Source organism: Cutibacterium sp. KB22876, from assembly GCF_059728865.1.
Window position 1 is genome coordinate 1,130,562 of record NZ_AP040858.1, and the last position, 17,482, is coordinate 1,148,043.

17 protein-coding genes and 1 tRNA gene are annotated in these 17,482 nt (G+C 63.8%); 13 read left to right on the forward strand and 5 right to left on the reverse strand.

Annotated elements, in window-relative coordinates; translation table 11 throughout:
• Positions 1–93: 93 nt before the first annotated feature.
• The 3 genes from nagB to AC6I1W_RS05170 all read left to right on the forward strand — a co-directional run bounded on the left by nagB (position 94) and on the right by AC6I1W_RS05170 (position 2,204).
• A complete protein-coding gene (gene nagB, locus AC6I1W_RS05160; RefSeq protein WP_065673240.1) occupies positions 94–879 on the forward strand; it encodes a glucosamine-6-phosphate deaminase in 786 nt (261 codons plus the stop codon).
• A gap of 141 nt (positions 880–1,020) precedes the next feature.
• A complete protein-coding gene (locus tag AC6I1W_RS05165; protein WP_284950385.1) occupies positions 1,021–1,404 on the forward strand; it encodes a cold-shock protein in 384 nt (127 codons plus the stop codon).
• Positions 1,404–2,204 (forward strand): DUF3027 domain-containing protein, encoded by an 801-nt coding sequence (locus tag AC6I1W_RS05170; RefSeq protein WP_065673242.1) that lies wholly within the window; start codon positions 1,404–1,406, stop codon positions 2,202–2,204. The genes AC6I1W_RS05165 and AC6I1W_RS05170 overlap by 1 nt, the downstream gene beginning before the upstream one ends.
• Before the next feature lie 22 nt (positions 2,205–2,226).
• Here AC6I1W_RS05170 and AC6I1W_RS05175 read toward each other — a convergent pair whose 3' ends face one another.
• On the reverse strand, positions 2,227–2,505 hold the full coding sequence (locus AC6I1W_RS05175; protein ID WP_065673243.1) for a DUF2530 domain-containing protein: 279 nt from the start codon (positions 2,503–2,505) through the stop codon (positions 2,227–2,229).
• A gap of 93 nt (positions 2,506–2,598) precedes the next feature.
• On the opposite strand from AC6I1W_RS05175, the gene AC6I1W_RS05180 reads away from it, so the two are divergent.
• On the forward strand, positions 2,599–4,032 hold the full coding sequence (locus AC6I1W_RS05180) for an NCS2 family permease (RefSeq protein ID WP_333490144.1): 1,434 nt from the start codon (positions 2,599–2,601) through the stop codon (positions 4,030–4,032).
• Here AC6I1W_RS05180 and AC6I1W_RS05185 read toward each other — a convergent pair.
• The gene (locus AC6I1W_RS05185) at positions 4,007–4,717 is read right to left on the reverse strand and encodes a hypothetical protein (RefSeq protein ID WP_065673244.1); all 711 of its coding nucleotides are present in this window, start codon (positions 4,715–4,717) and stop codon (positions 4,007–4,009) included. The two genes, AC6I1W_RS05180 and AC6I1W_RS05185, sit on opposite strands and share 26 nt — an antisense overlap.
• A 303-nt stretch (positions 4,718–5,020) precedes the next feature.
• Between AC6I1W_RS05185 and AC6I1W_RS05190 the strand changes: the two genes are divergently transcribed.
• Positions 5,021–5,860, forward strand: coding sequence for a hypothetical protein (locus AC6I1W_RS05190; RefSeq protein WP_065673280.1), 840 nt, complete (start codon positions 5,021–5,023; stop codon positions 5,858–5,860).
• Here AC6I1W_RS05190 and serC read toward each other — a convergent pair.
• The gene (gene serC / locus AC6I1W_RS05195) at positions 5,857–7,041 is read right to left on the reverse strand and encodes a phosphoserine transaminase (protein WP_016667056.1); all 1,185 of its coding nucleotides are present in this window, start codon (positions 7,039–7,041) and stop codon (positions 5,857–5,859) included. The genes AC6I1W_RS05190 and serC overlap by 4 nt on opposite strands.
• 30 nt (positions 7,042–7,071) lie before the next feature.
• On the opposite strand from serC, the gene AC6I1W_RS05200 reads away from it, so the two are divergent.
• The 5 genes from AC6I1W_RS05200 (at position 7,072) to AC6I1W_RS05220 (ending at position 12,469) form a co-directional block, all read left to right on the forward strand.
• Positions 7,072–8,202 carry an N-acetylglucosamine-6-phosphate deacetylase gene (locus tag AC6I1W_RS05200; RefSeq protein ID WP_117188992.1) on the forward strand — a complete coding sequence of 377 codons (1,131 nt, stop codon included), beginning with the start codon at positions 7,072–7,074 and terminating at the stop codon, positions 8,200–8,202.
• Positions 8,203–8,329: 127 nt separating this feature from the next.
• Positions 8,330–9,052, forward strand: coding sequence for a metal-dependent transcriptional regulator (locus tag AC6I1W_RS05205; protein WP_065673245.1), 723 nt, complete (start codon positions 8,330–8,332; stop codon positions 9,050–9,052).
• 20 nt (positions 9,053–9,072) lie between these two features.
• Entirely contained in the window at positions 9,073–10,152 is a 1,080-nt protein-coding gene (locus AC6I1W_RS05210; protein ID WP_270237305.1) for a hypothetical protein, read from the forward strand.
• A gap of 141 nt (positions 10,153–10,293) precedes the next feature.
• A complete protein-coding gene (trxA, locus tag AC6I1W_RS05215; RefSeq protein WP_171048615.1) occupies positions 10,294–10,677 on the forward strand; it encodes a thioredoxin in 384 nt (127 codons plus the stop codon).
• A gap of 175 nt (positions 10,678–10,852) precedes the next feature.
• Entirely contained in the window at positions 10,853–12,469 is a 1,617-nt protein-coding gene (locus tag AC6I1W_RS05220; RefSeq protein WP_270237307.1) for an MFS transporter, read from the forward strand.
• A 3-nt stretch (positions 12,470–12,472) separates the two neighbouring features.
• On the opposite strand, the gene AC6I1W_RS05225 is transcribed toward AC6I1W_RS05220, so the two are convergent.
• A tRNA-Arg gene (locus tag AC6I1W_RS05225) sits at positions 12,473–12,545 on the reverse strand.
• Positions 12,546–12,709: 164 nt separating this feature from the next.
• On the opposite strand from AC6I1W_RS05225, the gene AC6I1W_RS05230 reads away from it, so the two are divergent.
• From AC6I1W_RS05230 to AC6I1W_RS05240, 3 genes are read left to right on the forward strand one after another with little or no spacing between them, the layout of a single operon-like run.
• Positions 12,710–15,301, forward strand: a complete 2,592-nt coding sequence (locus tag AC6I1W_RS05230; RefSeq protein ID WP_270237308.1) for a sugar-binding protein — start codon at positions 12,710–12,712, stop codon at positions 15,299–15,301.
• 35 nt (positions 15,302–15,336) lie between these two features.
• Positions 15,337–16,731: a UTP--glucose-1-phosphate uridylyltransferase gene (locus AC6I1W_RS05235; protein WP_065673248.1), complete on the forward strand. Its 1,395-nt coding sequence runs from the start codon at positions 15,337–15,339 to the stop codon at positions 16,729–16,731.
• Positions 16,728–17,099 carry a hypothetical protein gene (locus tag AC6I1W_RS05240; protein ID WP_016667065.1) on the forward strand — a complete coding sequence of 124 codons (372 nt, stop codon included), beginning with the start codon at positions 16,728–16,730 and terminating at the stop codon, positions 17,097–17,099. Before AC6I1W_RS05235 ends, AC6I1W_RS05240 begins: the two co-directional genes overlap by 4 nt.
• Before the next feature lie 6 nt (positions 17,100–17,105).
• On the opposite strand, the gene mscL is transcribed toward AC6I1W_RS05240, so the two are convergent.
• Entirely contained in the window at positions 17,106–17,474 is a 369-nt protein-coding gene (mscL, locus tag AC6I1W_RS05245; protein ID WP_016667066.1) for a large conductance mechanosensitive channel protein MscL, read from the reverse strand.
• Positions 17,475–17,482 lie beyond the last annotated feature (8 nt).

Here is a 17,482-nt window from a genome sequence, read left to right on the forward strand (position 1 = left end):
ATTGTGATCGCTCAGAAACGCTCACGTGGCCATAATCTCAACCTAGACACGAAGCGACGCGCGGCGTGGCCGCGCATGTGAGGGAGGGCCGACATGGAGGTCATCATCTGCCCCGACGAGCAGGCCGTCGGACGGATTGCCGCCGAGCGCATTGCCAGGGTTCTGGCCCAGGCGAAGACACCGGTGCTGGGAGTGGCTACCGGGTCGACCCCGCTGACGACCTACTCCTCGTTGGCTGTTCTCGCTCAGGAGGGCAAGGCTGATTTCACCGGTCTGCGTGCCTTCGCCCTGGACGAATACGTCGGTCTTCCCGCCGACGACGAGCGCTCCTACGCCGCCACCATTCGACACACCGTCACCGAGCAGCTCGGTCTGGACCCGGCCGACGTGCACACTCCGGACGGCATGGCGGACGACCTCGAAGCGGCATGCGCGGATTATGAGAAGGCGATCCAGGAGGCCGGCGGCGTCGACGTCCAGATCCTCGGTATCGGGGCCAACGGTCACATCGGATTCAACGAGCCAACCAGCTCGCTGTCCTCGCGGACTCGTGTCAAGACCCTCGCTGAGCGGACCAAGGCCGACAATGCTCGCTTCTTCGAGGAGGGCGAGAAGGTTCCCAGTCACTGCGTCACCCAGGGGCTTGGGACGATCATGGACGCCCGCAATGTCGTTCTGCTGGCCGTCGGGGCCAACAAGGCCGATGCCCTCGCCGGAGCCGTCGAGGGCCCGGTCTCGGCGATGTGCCCGGCCTCGGTGCTGCAGTTCCACCCCCATGTTCTCGTGATCGCCGACGAGGCCGCGGCCTCCAAGCTGGCGATGGCCGACTACTTCCGATGGACTGACGGCCAGCGGGGTGATCTCCCCGGCGCCATGTGAGACCCGTCGGTGTGACGCTCCCAGCCCGTCGGAAACCTTCCCGTCGGGCTGTGGAAAGATCGCGGGTGGTGGACCGTCGACAAGGCTGTAGCCTTGTATGGCGGTCCATTGACCGTCATGACCAGAAGGAGTGAGCCAGAGATGCCAACCGGAAAGGTGCGTTTCTACGACGCCACCAAGGGGTTCGGTTTCCTGACGAAGGACGGTGGCGGCGACGTGTACGTCAACGCTTCCGCCTTGCCCGCAGGGGTGAATACCCTGAAACCCGGTCAGAAGGTTGACTTCGGGGTTGTTGAGGGGCGTCGAGGAGAGCAGACCCTGTCCCTGCAGATCGTCGAGACCCCGGCCTCGCTGTCCAAGGCGAGCCGCAAGAAGCCGCGGGAGATGGCGGTGATCTGCGAGGACCTCATCAAGATGCTCGACAAGATGGGCAATGGCTACCGGCACGGACGTCATCCCGATCCGCGCACCGCCGGCGCGGTGGCCAAGATGCTTCGTGCTGTTGCCGACGAGTTGGAGCTGTGATGACACAGGTGACGTCGAGATCGCGCGCTGCGACCCGGGCCGTCAGGGTTGACGCGACGATCGCGAAGGCTGTTGACCAGGCCCGGGAAGCGGCCGAGCGTCGCGCGGGTGACTTCGGGGTCGGTGAGCACGTCGGGACGATCGTCGAGGACGAGCGCGTCCTGACCCATCTCTTCGAATGCCCGCATCCGGGATACCGGGGATGGCGGTGGGCCGTCACGATGTCGCGTGCCCTGCGCGGACGCAACGTCACCGTCAATGAGGTCGTTCTCATTCCGGGCGACGACTCCCTGCTGGCCCCCGAGTGGGTGCCTTGGCGCGACCGAGTGCGTGCCGGGGACATCACCGCCGGCACCCTCATGCCCACCGCTGACAATGATCCGCGCCTGGAGCCTGGTTATACCGGTGGTGAGCTTGCCGCCGACGAGGATCCGGCTGAGTGGGCTACCACCCGAGCTGTGGCGTCTGAGCTGGGGCTGGGCCGTGAGCGTTTGCTGTCGCGGGAGGGCCGTGACTCCACCGCTGAGCGTTGGCTCGCCGGTGAGGGTGGCCCTGACAACGCCATGAGTCGTCATGCTCCTGCCAGCTGCGTCACCTGTGGCTACTTCGTGCGCTTGCAGCACTCCCTGGGACGGGTCTTCGGGGTGTGTTCCAACGAGTTCTCGCCCTCTGACGGCTCAGTGGTCCACGTCGATCATGGCTGTGGCGGTCACTCCGACGTCGTCGAGAAGCATCGCGGTATCGAGCTGCCCGAGCCGGTCTTCGACACCATCTCGATTGACGACTCGTTGTTCGACTGAGTTGTGAGCCCCAGAGAGGGGCTCAGTGGCGGGATCGTCGCCAGCAGTATGCCGTGCCGACGATTCCCAGAGCAGTACCCGTCAGGCAGATCCAGAGCCAGTCGCGGTAGCCGTTCACGGTGAGGCGGTCGAGCATGATCCAGCAGACGATGGACGCCACCGCGAAGGCAATGGTTCCCACGATGCCGACCGTCACCCCGTTCTCATCGACAGGGGCGACATTGGCCTGGGTTAGCAGGTGTTCACGCTGGTTGGCCACGGTTCCATCGTAATGCCCTGCAACATGGCCGTGACATGTCATCCCTAGAATGCCCCCGTGCCCAGCAACACCTCATCAGCAAGATTCGACAATTGGTTTCATCTCACGGAACGAGGATCGACGAGATCGCGCGAGATCCGCGGCGGCCTCGTCACCTTCTTCACGATGGCCTACATCCTGGCCCTGAACCCTCTCATCATCGGTACCGCGGCGGACAAGAACGGTAAGCTCCTCAACGGGGCTCCGAAGTTCCTCGACGCCGCCGGCACCACCCTCAACACGGCTGCCATTGACGACAACAAGATGATGGTCATGGCCGTCACCGCTTTCGTGGCTGCGATCATGACGATTGCCATGGGTATCTGGGGACGATTCCCGATGGGTATCGCGACCGGCCTTGGCATCAACTCCCTGCTTGCCTACGTCGTTGCCCCGACGATGACCTGGTCCCAGGCGATGGGCCTGGTGGTGTGGGAAGGCGTCCTCATCCTCGTCTTCGTCCTCACCGGCGTCCGAGAAATGATCTTCCGGGCCGTCCCGAACTCTCTACGCTCGGCGATCAGCGTCGGAATTGGCCTGTTCATCGCCTTCGTTGGTTTCGTGGACTCGGGCGTCATCCGTCGCGGCTCCGGCACCCCCGTCACCTTGGGCGTCGGCGGCAGCCTGGAGGGTTGGCCGATCTTCCTGTGCCTGTTCGGATTCCTCCTTCTCGTCGTGCTGCACCAGCGTCACGTCAAGGGATCCATGCTCATCGCGATCATTGGTACCTCCCTGCTCGGAGTCATCATTGAGGCCATCGCTCACCTGGGACCGCAGGGCGAGAAGAATCCTACCGGCTGGGCCCTCAACGTCCCACGGCTGCCCGGGGCGGATGACTTCCGCCTGCCAGACCTAAGCCTGCTGGGTCACGTCGACCTGTTCGGTGGCTTCCTGGTTGACGGTCACTTCCACGTCGGAGTGTTCCTGGGGACCCTTTTGGTCGTCTTCTCCCTCATGCTCGCCGACTTCTTCGACACCATGGGAACGGTTGTCGCCATCGGTGACCATGCCGGCATCCTCGACGAGACCGGCAACCCCGAGCACCTCAAGGGGATCCTCGTCGTCGATGCCCTGGCTGCCGTCGCTGGTGGTCTCGGGTCGGCCTCCTCGGCCACCGGTTACGTCGAATCGGCCGCTGGCGTGGGGGAGGGGGCGCGAACGGGTATCGCCTCCATCGTCACCGGTATCGGATTCCTGCTGGCGATGTTCCTGTCCCCCATTGTGTCGATCATTCCCTCGGAGGCAGCCGCGCCGGTGTTGGTCTTCGTTGGATTCCTCATGATGGCCCAGGTCACCCACATCGACTGGAAAGACGTCGAGGAAGGTCTTCCGGCCTTCCTGGGCATGGTGCTCATGCCGTTCGCCTACTCGATCACGACGGGCATCGGCGCTGGCCTCATCATGTTCTGCATCACCAAGACCATCGCTGGCAAGGCACGCAAGATCCATCCGCTGTTGTGGGTGGTTGCGGCCCTCTTCGTGGTCTACTTCGTCCAGTCCCTGCTCATGAGACTGTTTGGCCAGATGTGAGGCTGGTGGGTTGAATCCCACCGACGGTGTCCGGTTGCCAGACCACCAAGAGGTCTGGTGCCGGGCGCCCCAGGTCGCCGGCGAGGTCCATCCATCCCGGATATGAGTTGAGGAATTCCAGGATGGCGTCACCCTCGCCTCGCCGCTCGGCCGGTATCTTGTCGACGACATCAGCCAACCCAAGCCGAGTCGTCAGTACCTGCCCGGTGCGCGCATAACCGATCCTCATGCCAGGTGCCGGTCGCAGCGGAATCTGCGGTTCCCCTACCATGAGCCGCTTGATGGCACAGGTACTGGACAAGCCGACAGCGGCGAGGTCGAAATCAAGCTCATCGAGCCGCGCCACCGACATCGGGATCTCGGTCCATCCCCACGACAGGTGGGTCAACCACTCATTGACGAGTCGCCAGCACCGTCCCAGGCGATCAGGCTCGATGAATCGGCCACGAACCAAGTCCTCGACATCATTGGGAGTTGGCCATCCCACAGGCAGCATCGGTCCCTCGACATTGGGCTTGTGGAGCGGGTGGAACGGGCTGCGCCGACCTGATCGACGATGGTGGTGGACGGGTACGCTGAATGTGGCCTCGGTCCACTTGCGCAGTTTCGCCGAGAGGCCCTCGTCAGCCCCAAACATGTCGCGAACTTCGTCGATCGCGATGGCGTTGAGCCTCAACCCACTCATGGCTACAGATTATTCGCCATGAGGTCGACATAAGGTGTAATCCATGAATCCACGCTCTAGGCAACACATCATCCGCGGGGTTCTCATCATCCTCGTACTGATCGTCGTGGTGGGATCCCTGCTGTGACAGGTCGATCCGACATGGCAGGATGTCTTTTCGTGACCCGACGATCCTGGCCCCGACGTTCCCGCAGCGCGAGTGCGCTGGTGGCCCTGGGATGCGCCTGGGGATTGTCGGCTGGCCCTGCTGCCGCCGTCGATCTAACCATCACGACAGACAAGAAGCTTGGCATCCCGGTTGGCATGGCTGCCGACCTCGACAATGACTGCTACTGGGTCACCGATGGTTCTCCGTCGACGGTCCACTCCCTGCTTGCCCTCGACAAGACGGGCAAGGAAGTCCATCGGGTGAGGTGGGAGCCAGCCTTCCACGACGTGGAGGCGATGGCGTGGGCCAATGGCGTGCTCTACGTCGCCGACATCGGTGACGAGAAAACCAGGCGCCGCGGCATCCGCGTGATGTCTCCCACCTCGACGGCAGCCAGTCAATCCACCTACTACGAGTGGATGTTCACGTACCCCGACGGCGCTCACGACGCCAAGGCCATGGCAGTCAGTCCCAAGGGGAGCTTCTACATCGTCACTGACGGTCCCCACCCGGCGATCTACCGTAGTGGCCCGCAGGTCAGTCGCACGGAGTCCAACCCGCTCGAAAAGGTGGCGGACGCCCCCGCCGGAGTCAAAGACGCCACCTTCCTGCCAGACGGGTCACGGCTGGCCGTGCTGACCGACCATGAGGTTCGGGTCGTTGACGCCTACTCCTGGAAGACGGTCGCCAATGCGGCGTTCTCGGGCGGGCAGACCATCACCACAGACACCACTCAGAAGACCCTGGAGATCGCGACCTCCGGCAACAAGGTGCGGGGAATCGACTTCCCGACGACGCTGACCTCGATCTCGCCGACCCCCTCGTCGACTCCGAGTGCCAAGGCAGGGGCCACCCAGGCCAGTGGCAAGCCCACCTCCAAGGCGCGCTCGGGCACCTTTATCGCGGTGTTGGGAGCGGTCGCGGTGGCGCTGTGTGCCGGCGTTGTGACCTTCGTGTACGACCGCTCCCAGGACATCACCTGGCGACACCGTTAGTCGTGGTGCTCCAGTAGCCAATCCAGGCAGGCCGTCAACGCCTCGATGTCGCCGGGTTCGATCGAGCTGAAGGTGGCCACTCTGATCTGATTGCGGCCCAGCTTGCGATACGGCTCGATGTCGAGGATCCCGTTCTCGCGGGCGCGGGCACACAGCTGGGTGGCGTCGACGGACTCGTCGATGTCGATCGTCACCACCACCGGGCTGCGTAGCGCCGGATCGGTGACGAAGGGGGTTGTCAACGGGTTGTCCTCAGCCCAGCGGTAGAGGATCCCTGAGGTCGACGCGGTGCGGGATGCCGCCCACGTCATGCCGCCGTTGTCCAGCAGCCAGCGGCACTGCGCCTCCAACATGACGAGGGTGGCCAGCGCGGGAGTGTTGAGGGTCTGATCTGCCCGGCAATTCTTCACTGCGACGCTCAGATCGAGCATCTGAGGTACCCAGCGAGCCGAGGTAGTCAATCGTTCCGAGCGTTCGATCGCTGCTGGTGACAGAATTGCGAGCCACAACCCGCCGTCCGAGGACAGGTTCTTCTGCGGTGAGAAGTAGTAGGCGTCAGTCTGCGCCACGTCTGCAGTAACTCCGCCAGCAGCTGACGTGGCATCGACGAGGACCAGGGAATTCTCGTCAATCTCATCCGGTCGACGGATCGGGGCGACGACCCCGGTGGAGGTCTCGTTGTGAGCCCACGCATATGCGTCGATCTCTCCCAGAGCTTGTGGCAGGGCGAGCTCGCCGGGCGGGGCCTGGAAAACTGCCGGATCTGCGAGAAAGGGAGCCCCCTGCAGGACCGAGGAGAATTTCTTCGTGAACTCGCCATAAACGCCTGTCGCGGCGCGCTTCTCCACCAGGGAGACGGTCGCCATGTCCCAGAAGAGGGTGGCTCCGCCGTTGCCAAGGGCAACCTCATATCCGGCGGGAAGGTCGTAGAGGGTGGAGAGTTCCTCGCGGATCGCGGCGACCACATGGCGGACAGGTGGTTGGCGATGGGAGGTACCCATCACTGATCCCGGTTCGGACAAACTGGCCACCACCTCCCGTCGAATCCGGGACGGGCCACACCCGAAACGGGGGTCGGAGGGCAGGAGGTCATTGGGAATCCTTGGCTCAGCCATGGTCCGATCCTCGCAGATCTTGGTGCTGACGAAGCTCGTGTTCACGCTGTGACCATGTGGCAGCATGTGGGAAAACCCGCTGTCAAGGAGGCATCGATGATCAGCCGTATTGCTTCGCACCACGTCGTCGCCCGTGACGGAAGTGATTCACCGGCAACGATCACCGTCGAGGCCGGACGCATCACCAAGGTCGGGGAGGGGATCGATCCGCAGGCTGAGCTCGTCGACGAGTGGATCCTGCCTGGCTACGTCGACACCCATTGCCATGGTGGCGCCGGTGTCGACTTCACCGATCCCGACCATGACGCCGCCGTGCGAGCCGTTACCTACCACCGCAGCCAGGGTTCGACGACCCTCTTCGCCTCCACGGTGACCGCCGCCATTGACGACGTCGTCGACCAGATCGGACGACTCCGTCAACTCATTGACGAGGACGAGATCGCCGGCATCCACCTCGAGGGCCCCTTCCTTGCAGAGTCACGCAAGGGTGCCCACGCTGTCGAGCTGTTGTGCGACCCCGACCCGGTCTCGGTGGATCGACTCATCGAGGCAGGAGGGCCTGCTCTCAGGATGGTGACGATTGCTCCGGAGCGCGAGCACGGTCTGGAGGCCGTCGCGACCTTCAGCAAGGCGGGGGTGCATGCCGCTATCGGTCATACCGAGTGCGACAACACCACTGCCAGCGCTGCCGTCGATGCCGGATCCGATGTCATCACCCACCTGTTCAACGCGATGCCGTCCATCCATCACCGCAAGCCCGGTCCGGTCCCGCCGATGCTCACTGACCCGCGCGTGGTCTGCGAGCTCATCTGTGACGGCGTGCACCTGGCACCAGACGTCATTCGGATGGCCGTTTTGGCTGCCGGACCGCAGCGCATCGCTCTGGTCACCGACGCCATGAGCGCCACCGGTCAACCTGACGGCGACTACATTCTGGGCAGCCTGCCGGTGAAGGTTGTCGACGGCCGCGCCCGACTGCTGGACGCTGACGGTTCGCTGGGAGCGATTGCAGGATCCACTCTGACGATGGGTCGCGCAGTCGAGTTCGTCACCTCGGTCGTGGGACTGCCGCTGGGGCAAGTTGCCGTCATGGCGGCCACCACACCGGCCGAACTCCACGGTCTGAGCGACGTTGGCATCCTGGAGGAGGGGCGCTGGGCCGACATGTGCCTCACCGACGAGAAGGGTCGTCTGGTCCGCGTCATCCGTCGCGGTGAGTCCGTCTGACGACCACGACAGGTATTTGAGCACTAAACTTCCTGACGGGGGGTCGCTCGGGCATGAGCAATGACGCCCCGACCGTTTTGTCAGACAATCTGTCCGATGGGCAGGTGGACAGCGACGCCCCTCGGCTGTGAGGGCGGGGAAGAGGTGCACCGTGAGCAGTGAGCTCGTCGATACAACGGAGATGTATCTGAGGACTCTCTACGAGCTGCTCGAGGAGGGTGTCGAGCTGCGCCGCGCCCGTATCGTCGAGCGACTGCACCAGTCCGGCCCTACCGTCTCCCAGACCGTGGCTCGTATGGAGCGTGACGGACTCGTGGTCGTCGAGTCTGACCGTTCGATTTCGCTGACGCAGGAAGGCCACGACGCGGCCGAGGCGGTGATGCGTAAGCATCGTCTGGCCGAGTGCCTGCTCACCGAGGTCATCGGTCTTCGCCCCGACCTGGTCCATGACGAGGCGTGCCGTTGGGAGCACGTCATTTCCGGTGAGGTTGAGAAGCGCCTCACCGAGATCCTCGACAGCCCTGATGTCTCCCCGTACGGTTGCCCCCTTCCTCCCGAGCAGATCGGTCGTCGTCCGGACGACTCCGCCCGTTTCCACGACGACTCCAAGCCTCTCGACGAGATCATTGCCGAGGCCGGCTGCCCGGTCAGTGTGACCATCACCCGGTTGTCGGAGTTCTTCCAGGCCACCGAGGGCAATCTCACCGACGTCTACGCCGCTGGACTGTTGCCGGGCATGAGCATCGAGGTCAAGGATGATGCCGACGGCATCCGTCTGACGGGTCCCGACGGTTCGGTTGTCGTCGATCCGGAGGTCCTTTCCGGTCTGTTCGTCGTCCAGAACTCCTGAATCGCGGTGACGATGCCGCAATGAGTGTGTCCCAAACCCTGCGGCCCCGTCAGCTGCCAGATCTAAACCAGATCGCGACGCTCTGTGAGGCGGGTTGGTATGACACCGCCGATTCCATGTTACGGATGACGCGGGCGTCCGAATCCGACGATCCCCACTTGGTGCAGGCCGCTGCTGTGACGGCCGTGGCTCGCAGAGTCCTGGCCCTCGACGCCGAGGATTTCGAGGAGATCGGGGACCCCCTGCCTGCTGATCTGCGATCCCGTCTCACCGCCGCGGGTTTTCCGCACCACCCGCGGGCAACCGAGAGGGGAGCACTGGGAGACCTGGTGCCCCTCTACGAGCTCATGCTCGAGGTCCTCGACATTCGGATGCACCGCGAGGAGCCACAGCAGGTCGTCGTGACCTGCCACATCCTGGGAGAGTACCTGGGTCAGCTGGCCTGGCAGTCGGTGCTGGGAGACGGCGGGGACCCACTCACGCTGCCCGGCAAGGTGGGGGAGAAGTGGGGAGTCGACGGCCAGGACTGCGCCCACACCTCGGCCATGAACGCGACGGCTCGGCGCAGCCTTCATGCTGCTCAGGGTGATGAGGAGGGCTACACCTCGTATCTGGACAAGTTCCATTCCAGGTTGGGTGAGGCCCTGGGGGTGTGTGCGATGAACCATGCCACCATTGATGCCGGTGAGCGTCCTGACGTCGGTATCACTTGTCCGCACCCGTGTCAGTGGGTGCTCGCCGGTACGTGGGAGGAACGCCGGGCCCTGGACGCTCGGGTGCGTCTGGCCCGTATCTTCCAGGAATCTGGCCTGGTGGCCCTGCGCCATCATGCCCCAGTGGGGCATTTCTTCGGGGTGCCGTCGGGCAGCGAGATCGGCAACGCCTGGGTGACGACCTGGAACAAGCTCAACGAGCAGTGGGCGGACGGGTCCAACCCGATGCTGGACCCCTCGACTCCCGGCTACGACGTCGACGTCTCCGACGAGGCACTGCCCGGCCTGTCCCGTGTGGTGTCGGTCATCGCCGCGCGACCCATTCGCGCCGGTCATCTGCTACGTGATCTGGGAGCGACGGCGATTGCCGAGTTGAAGGCCGTGTGACATTTAAGTCGGCATGGCACCGAGCGCTGCGACATCCAGGTGAATCACGGATCGGCACATCGGGAATACACCAGCTCCTGACGCTGTTGCACCAGACATGGGCCGAGGCGCCACGGCGTTGCGGTCGACCGAACCCAAACGATTACCGGGAGGTACAACGTGGCTACCGTCGCATTGACCAAGGACAATTTCTCCTCGACCATCGATTCGAACGATGTCGTCCTCATCGACTTCTGGGCATCCTGGTGCGGGCCGTGCCAGCGCTTCGCGCCCATTTACGAGGACGCCAGTGAGCGTCACACTGACGTGACCTTCGCCAAGGTCGACACCGAGGACCAGCAGGAGCTGTCCGCCGGTCTGGAGATCACCTCCATCCCGACGATCATGGCCTTCCGCAACGGTTACCTCGTCTTCCGTCAGTCCGGCCTGCTGCAGGGCCGTCAGCTCGACGAGCTCATCGAGAAGGTCAAGGAGATTGACGTCGAGGATCTCAAGAAGCAGGCCGAGGCCCAGAAGCAGGGCTGACACCAGGTTTTCTCATTCCCGCCAATGTGTGCGGACACGGGGTCGGCGACAGGGTGGTAACGTCCTGCCGTCGACCCTGCTTACGTCATACGTGATTGAGCCATGGATGCCAGGTGGGTCGCGGTGCCGAGCGCAGTGGTGCGTCGGTGCGACATCCCGTCCATAGGAGTTGTCCGTGACATCGAGAACCGCGGTCGCCAAGCTCGTCGAGACGACGCGACCGGCAGGCCCGAAACGCCGTATTGGTGTGGTGGCGGCGGTCGCCACCCTGGGCTCACTGCTCTTCGGCTATGACACCGGGGTCATCTCCGGCGCCCTACCCTTCATGTACCTGCCACATGGTGCTGGTGGTTTGGCCCTGACGGTGGGCCATGAAGGTGCCATCGGAGGAACGCTCACCCTTGGTGCGGCCTTCGGTGGGCTCATCGGCGGCATGATGAGCGATCGCTGGGGACGCCGTCACAACCTGCTGACCCTCGCTGTCTTGTTCATCATTGGTGCTCTCGGCACGGCCGTGGCTCCCAGCATCTGGGTGATGTACCCCTTCCGGGTGGTGCTCGGCTTTGCCGTTGGCGCGGCCTCGGCAACGGTGCCGGTCTATCTGTCGGAGACCTCTCCGAAGCGGATGCGTGGTCGCATCGTCGCTCTTGACCAGTTCATGATCGTCTTCGGTCAACTGTTGGCCTTCTCCGTCAATGCCGCCATTTCTGCGGCACATGGCGGTCCGATCCTGACGGTGACGGCAGATCCGTCCGGCCGACTCGCTCCCGGAACCTATTCCTGGGACAAGCTGCAGGCCATGGCAACGTCCCATGGCGGAACGATGAGTGACGAAGCTTTCCACACTTTCGTCATGCAGCTGTCGGTGTCTGCCGGATCTGGTGGAGCTTGGCGGTGGATGCTCGTGGTGTGCACCCTGCCGGCTGTTGCCTTGTGGATCGGCATGCGGAGGATGCCTGAGTCGGCGCGCTGGCACTTGAGCCACGGTCGGCTGCAGGAGGCGATTGCATGTCTGAAGCAGGTGCGCGTCGAAGGGGTTGACGAGCCGATCGTCGACGAGGTCACCGAGATGGTCGAGCTCAACGGTGAGGGCGGCAGACTTACTCATCGCCAGCAGTGGGCCGTCGTCATGGAGTCGCGGTGGACGCGTCGTCTTCTGCTCGTCGGAATCTTCCTTGCTGCGGTCAACCAGACCACAGGTGTCAACACCGTCATGTACTACGCGCCGAAGGTGCTGGAATTCGCAGGGATGAGCACCCAGGCCTCGATCATTGCCCAGGTGGCCAACGGCGTCATGTCCGTCATCGGTGCCGGTGTTGGACTGTGGCTCATCGAGAGGTTCGATCGTCGGCACCTGCTGATCTTCGACGTCACCGCTGTCGGTGTCTGTCTGCTCGGGATTGCCGCCACCTTCGGATTCGCCATTGCTCCGCATATGGGCAAGGGTGTGCCGACATGGGCGCCCATCCTCGTGCTCGTCCTCATGAGCATCTTCATGCTCATCGTCCAGTCCACCAACGGCACGGTGGTGTGGACCATGCTCGGTGAGATGTTCCCGACCCGGATGCGCGGAGCCATGAATGGTGCCGCGGTGTTCTGCGGATGGCTGGCGAACGCGACGATCACCTGGACGTTCCCGGCCATGCTGGCAGGGCTTGGTGGTGCCGGAACCTACCTCACCTACGGCATTGTCAACCTCGTCATCGCGCTCATCCTGGTCAAGGTGATGCCGGAGACACGGGGACGCTCGCTGGAGGAGATCGAGGTCGAGATGAAGCGGCGGTACGCCTAAGGGCGGCCCCGATAGGATTCGAACCTACGACACATGGTTTAGGAAACCACTGCTCTATCCCCTGAGCTACGGGGCCCTGCCCACGAAGGGCCACACCAGCCTAGTCCGGTGTGGTGGGCAGGGCCAACCCGCCTCTCAGATGGACCGGGATGTCCTGTCAACCTCGTGGGCCACGCAGGCGGGCCTCGCTACACTCGGTCATCAACACCTGACCGCCAAACACCTGCGATGGGAGTGGGGATGACCCAGCCCAGGCCCGAGCGTCTCGACGTCCTCTTCATCGGTGCTCATCCCGACGACGAGTCCGGTTTGCTCGCTGCTTTCGGACGGTGGCGTCACGAGTGCGGAGTGAAGGTGGGCGTCGTGTCCATCACCCGTGGTGAGGGTGGCGGCAATGCGGTTGGCAGCGAGGACGGCCCGCTGTTGGGTCTGCTGCGGGAGAGGGAGGAACGCAGTGCCCTGTCCCTGGTGGGCGTTGAGAGGTTCTTCTACCTCGACAAGGTCGACTTCTACTACACCGTTTCGGCGCCCCTCACGGCTCGGGTGTGGGGACACCTCGACACCCTCTCTCGGCTTGTCAGGGTGGTCAGGGCGACCCAGCCTTCGGTCATCATCACCATGAATCCAGCCCCGATGCCGGGGCAACACGGCAACCATCAGATGGCCGGTCGGCTGGCCGTCGAGGCCTATCTGGCGGCGGCTGATCCCACCTTCGCGCCCGACCAGGTCGAGGTCGAAGGACTCCAGCCGTGGCAGGTGTCACGGCTCCTCCTGGACTCTTTCGGCGGGGAGCGCCCCACTGGTCCGGACGCAGCCCTGGTGCCTGAACAGGCTGATGCCAGCACCGTTTACGCGTTGTGGGAAGGGGTCACTGACGATGCCGGTGTGACCTGGGCCCACCATCAGCGTCAGGCTCAGCGGAGATTCATCTCCCAGGGCTGGGCATGTCTGGGAGATGTTCCCACCCAGCCCCATCTCATCGGTTCAACCTTTCTCAGTCAGGTGGCGTCCCGGGGCCCCCACCCCCAGATGGGGACCCCGGAAGCATCTCGCGTCGACGCCGTGCTCGCCGGTGCAGCAGTGCGGCAGGATGGTGGGTTGCCGCTGGGAACGACGGTTGACCTGGACCTTCCCGCGACGGCCACGGCCGGGCAGGTACTCGATGGTCGTCTCTCACTTTCCGGTGATCTGTCCGGAGTGACCCTCGAGACCGTCGCACCCGAGGGCTGGCAGGTGGAGATCGGAGAGATCGATGAGGTTTCCCCTGAGCCGGCGTTCACCACCGAGGTGAGGGTGACGATCCCGATGAATGCGTTTGAGGGGCCTGCTCGGGTCGGGCTGCGGATTCGTGCCGACCAGGGAGTGGGATACACCGACACGCGAGTCGTCGTCCTGCCATCTGTGAGTGCCCACCAGGATTTCCTGCCCCAGGTCAGCCAATATGAACAGTGGGTTGACTCAGTCGGGATGCCTCAGCTTTCAAGGCTGGTCAGGCCAGTCGTGACGCTGGGATCAGGGCTGACGAGGCGGCTGGGGTTGGTCGTCACCAATCACAGCGACCGAGAGCAGTCCGGCGACCTCATCCTGGACCTTCCCGAAGGGTTCGATGTTGCCTGTAGCCGCATCAGCTACGGTCCGTTGCCGCCGGGAGAGGCCTGCCGGGTCGAGGCGGAGCTGACGAACACCGACCCCACCCTGGAGACCGGCAAGTACGGCGGCGACTACGAGTACACCCTGACGGTGACATCGCAGGACGGTCAGTGGTCCACTCCGCAGTGGATCGAGCTGGTGCCGTCCACCCGTGTTCCCCACGCCCCACGTCCTCCCAAACTCGATGGTGCCTTCGACTCCGAGGTCTTCACCGGCGAGCCCATGGACATCTCCCGGGTCTGGGAAGGTGACGAGTGTGCGGCCATGCGTGACGCCTCCGGAAAGGTCTGGATGGCCTGGTGCGACGACTACCTCTACGTCGATGCGTCCGTTCATGACCCCAAGCGGGGATCGGTGTTGGCCAGCGCCGACTGCAAGGGCCATTGGCGTACGGATTCCCTGGAGATCGACATCGATCCGCAGGGGACCTCGGAGAACACCTCGTCCACCTTCAAGGCGGCCGTCATCCCTTTCACCTCAGACGTCGGGGCGTGGGCTCTGCGTGACGCCGACCAGCGTCAGGGTCCGGCCTGGCAGACCGCTCCCGGCATGAGATGGACGGCTCGACCGATTCCGGACGGCAGCCACATTCAGGTGGCCATTCCGATGTCGATCCTGCCCTCACCCATCGACCCCAACCACATCGGGGTGAACATCCTCTATTACGACACCGATTCCGACCAGACTGCCAAGAGTCGCATTGGTTGGTCGGTGTGGGGAGGGGTGCAGGGAGACCCCTATCGCTGGGGAGTTGCAGTCCTCGACGATCATCCCGGCCAGGGTCGGGACTGGCCGGTCGACGATCCTGTCATGCCACTGGACGCCCTCAATTCGGCGGATTCCCCGCAATCCATTGAGCAGGCCATGACGACAGGGATCGGATTGTCCGGGCTGGCACGTCTGGACTCGCGCCGGGCCGGGGAAGTCACCTCCGCGAGCTGGGTGGGGGACGCGGTCTCCGTCGGCCTACATGGTTGGGTCGGGGGAGTCGTCCACGTCCTACTGGTGGACCGACGCTCCCGCACTGTCACCTCCAGCGTGGCAACGGTGGACGAACCTGGTCAAGTGACCTTGACCCTGTCCCCGGAACGTCGCCCTGGGAGCCGGGTTCGCGTTCTGGCTGCGTGGATCACCGGTGACGGGGTGGCATGCTCCACCGCGCCGGTAGCCCCTCCTCGATAGACTGGCCAGGTCCGTCTACCAGCAGGGGAGCAAGGATGAGCGAAGAAGGACTTGAAGCTGCACGCCAGAAGATGACCGAGGCAGGTGTCGATCCCGTCGCCATCAATGTCTTCACCTCCTACTACCACCAGCTCGAGACCGGTGTCACCGGACTCATCCGCGAGGACACCATCTCCCCGCTGACCGATCCGCCGATGCTCGACGACGTCGAACTCAGCGAGGAACAGGCTGCTGATGCCCTCGACAAGACCGTCATCATCAAACTCAACGGCGGGCTCGGAACCTCAATGGGGCTCGATCGCGCCAAGTCGCTGCTGGAGGTGCGTGACGGCAAGTCATTCCTCGACATCATCGCTACCCAGGTGCTGTCGGCCCGCAAAGAGTTCGGCGCCCGTCTGCCGCTGATGTTCATGAACTCCTTCAACACCCGTGCGGACACCCTCAAGGCCCTCGAGAAGTACCCGGACCTAGCCGTCGAGGGATTGGACCTGGACTTCCTGCAGAATCAGGAGCCCAAGCTTGACGCCGAGACTCTCGCCCCGGTTGAGTGGGAGAAGGACCCCTCCTTGGAGTGGTGCCCGCCGGGCCACGGTGACCTCTACACCGCCCTGCTCGGATCCGGTGTGCTCGACAAGCTCCTGGCGGCCGGGTTCAAGTACGCCTCGGTGTCCAACGGCGACAACCTGGGAGCGGTCCCCGACGGTCGTCTGGCTGGCTGGTTCGCTGCCTCGGGTGCCCCGTACGCCGCTGAGCTGTGTCGTCGCACCATCAATGACAAGAAGGGTGGACACCTGGCCGTCCGCAAGTCCGACGGCCAGCTCATCCTGCGCGACACCGCTCAAACCGCCGATGAGGAGATGGAGTACTTCACCGACGAGAACCGTCATCCCTACTTCCACACCAACAACTTGTGGTTCGACCTCGAGGCCCTCAAGAAGGTCCTCGACGAGCGTCACGGCGTGATGGGTCTGCAGATCATCCGTAACGAGAAGACCGTCGACCCGAAGGATTCCTCCTCGACCCCGGTCATCCAGATCGAGTCGGCCATGGGCGGTGCCATCGAGATTTTCGAGGGTGCCACTTGCATCTGCGTGGATCGTTCCCGGTTCCTGCCGGTCAAGACGACTAATGAGCTGTTGCTGCTGCGTTCCGACGTCTACGATCTCGACGACTCCGCTCACTTGGTCAAGATGACTGACGACACCTGCGCCATTGACCTTGACAAGGAGTTCTACAAGAAGGTCGGTGACTTCACCGACCGCATCGCGGAGCCACCGTCGCTGCGCAGGGCCACCTCTCTCACGGTCAAGGGAGACTGGACCTTCGGGTCGGGGGTCGTCGTCGAGGGAGATGTCTCTCTCAGCACCGAGAAGCCTCAGACGATCCCTGACGGCACCGTACTCACCGGCGAGATTCCCGGTGAGAAGTGACACCTGATCAGCAGTGTTGGGAAGCGGTGGCCGCAGTCCTCACCGGACAGCGGTTCACCGCCCCTGACGAGCCCGGTTGGGAGGCAGCCGACCTGGTGAAGTGGTTGGTCGGGTTGGGTTGGCCTGCCGGACGACTCGCGCAGCGGCGTGCTGAATGCCAACAGGCCGGTCGCTCGTGGCCCGATCCGCTTCCCGACGACCTGTCCACCGGACTTGAGTTCGCCCGCTATGGAGCGGTACTCGCCCAGGCGCGTCGGATCGCCGGGCTGGACGGGTTGAGCGCGACAGTGCATCGCGGCGCGGTGGTCATCGGGCCGGACGAGGCTCGTCTGTTGGCCGAACGACCACCGCACAGCGTGTTGCACTGAGGCGGCTCACTGAACCGGACGGGACCGCAGCTCGTCGCGGATCTCGATGAGCAGATCGGCGGTGGTGGGGGCGGCAACCGCCTCCTCCTCGGTGTGCTTGAGCTTCTTCGTGGCGATCTCCACGGGCTTGATGAGCCCGAAGTAGATGACGAGGGACATCACGAAGAAGGAGATGACGTCGGTGATGAAGGCGCCGACATGGACTCCACCGGGTACCCAACCTGAGAAGTTGGGGGTGCCGCCGATCCTGCCGAGCAGATCCATGATCACTGTGGTGAACGACTTGACGACGGTGGAGAACGCGCCGCCAAGGATGAATGCCACGGCGAGCTCGATGAGGTTGCCGCGCATCAGGAAGTCCTTGAATCCCTTCACAGGGCTCC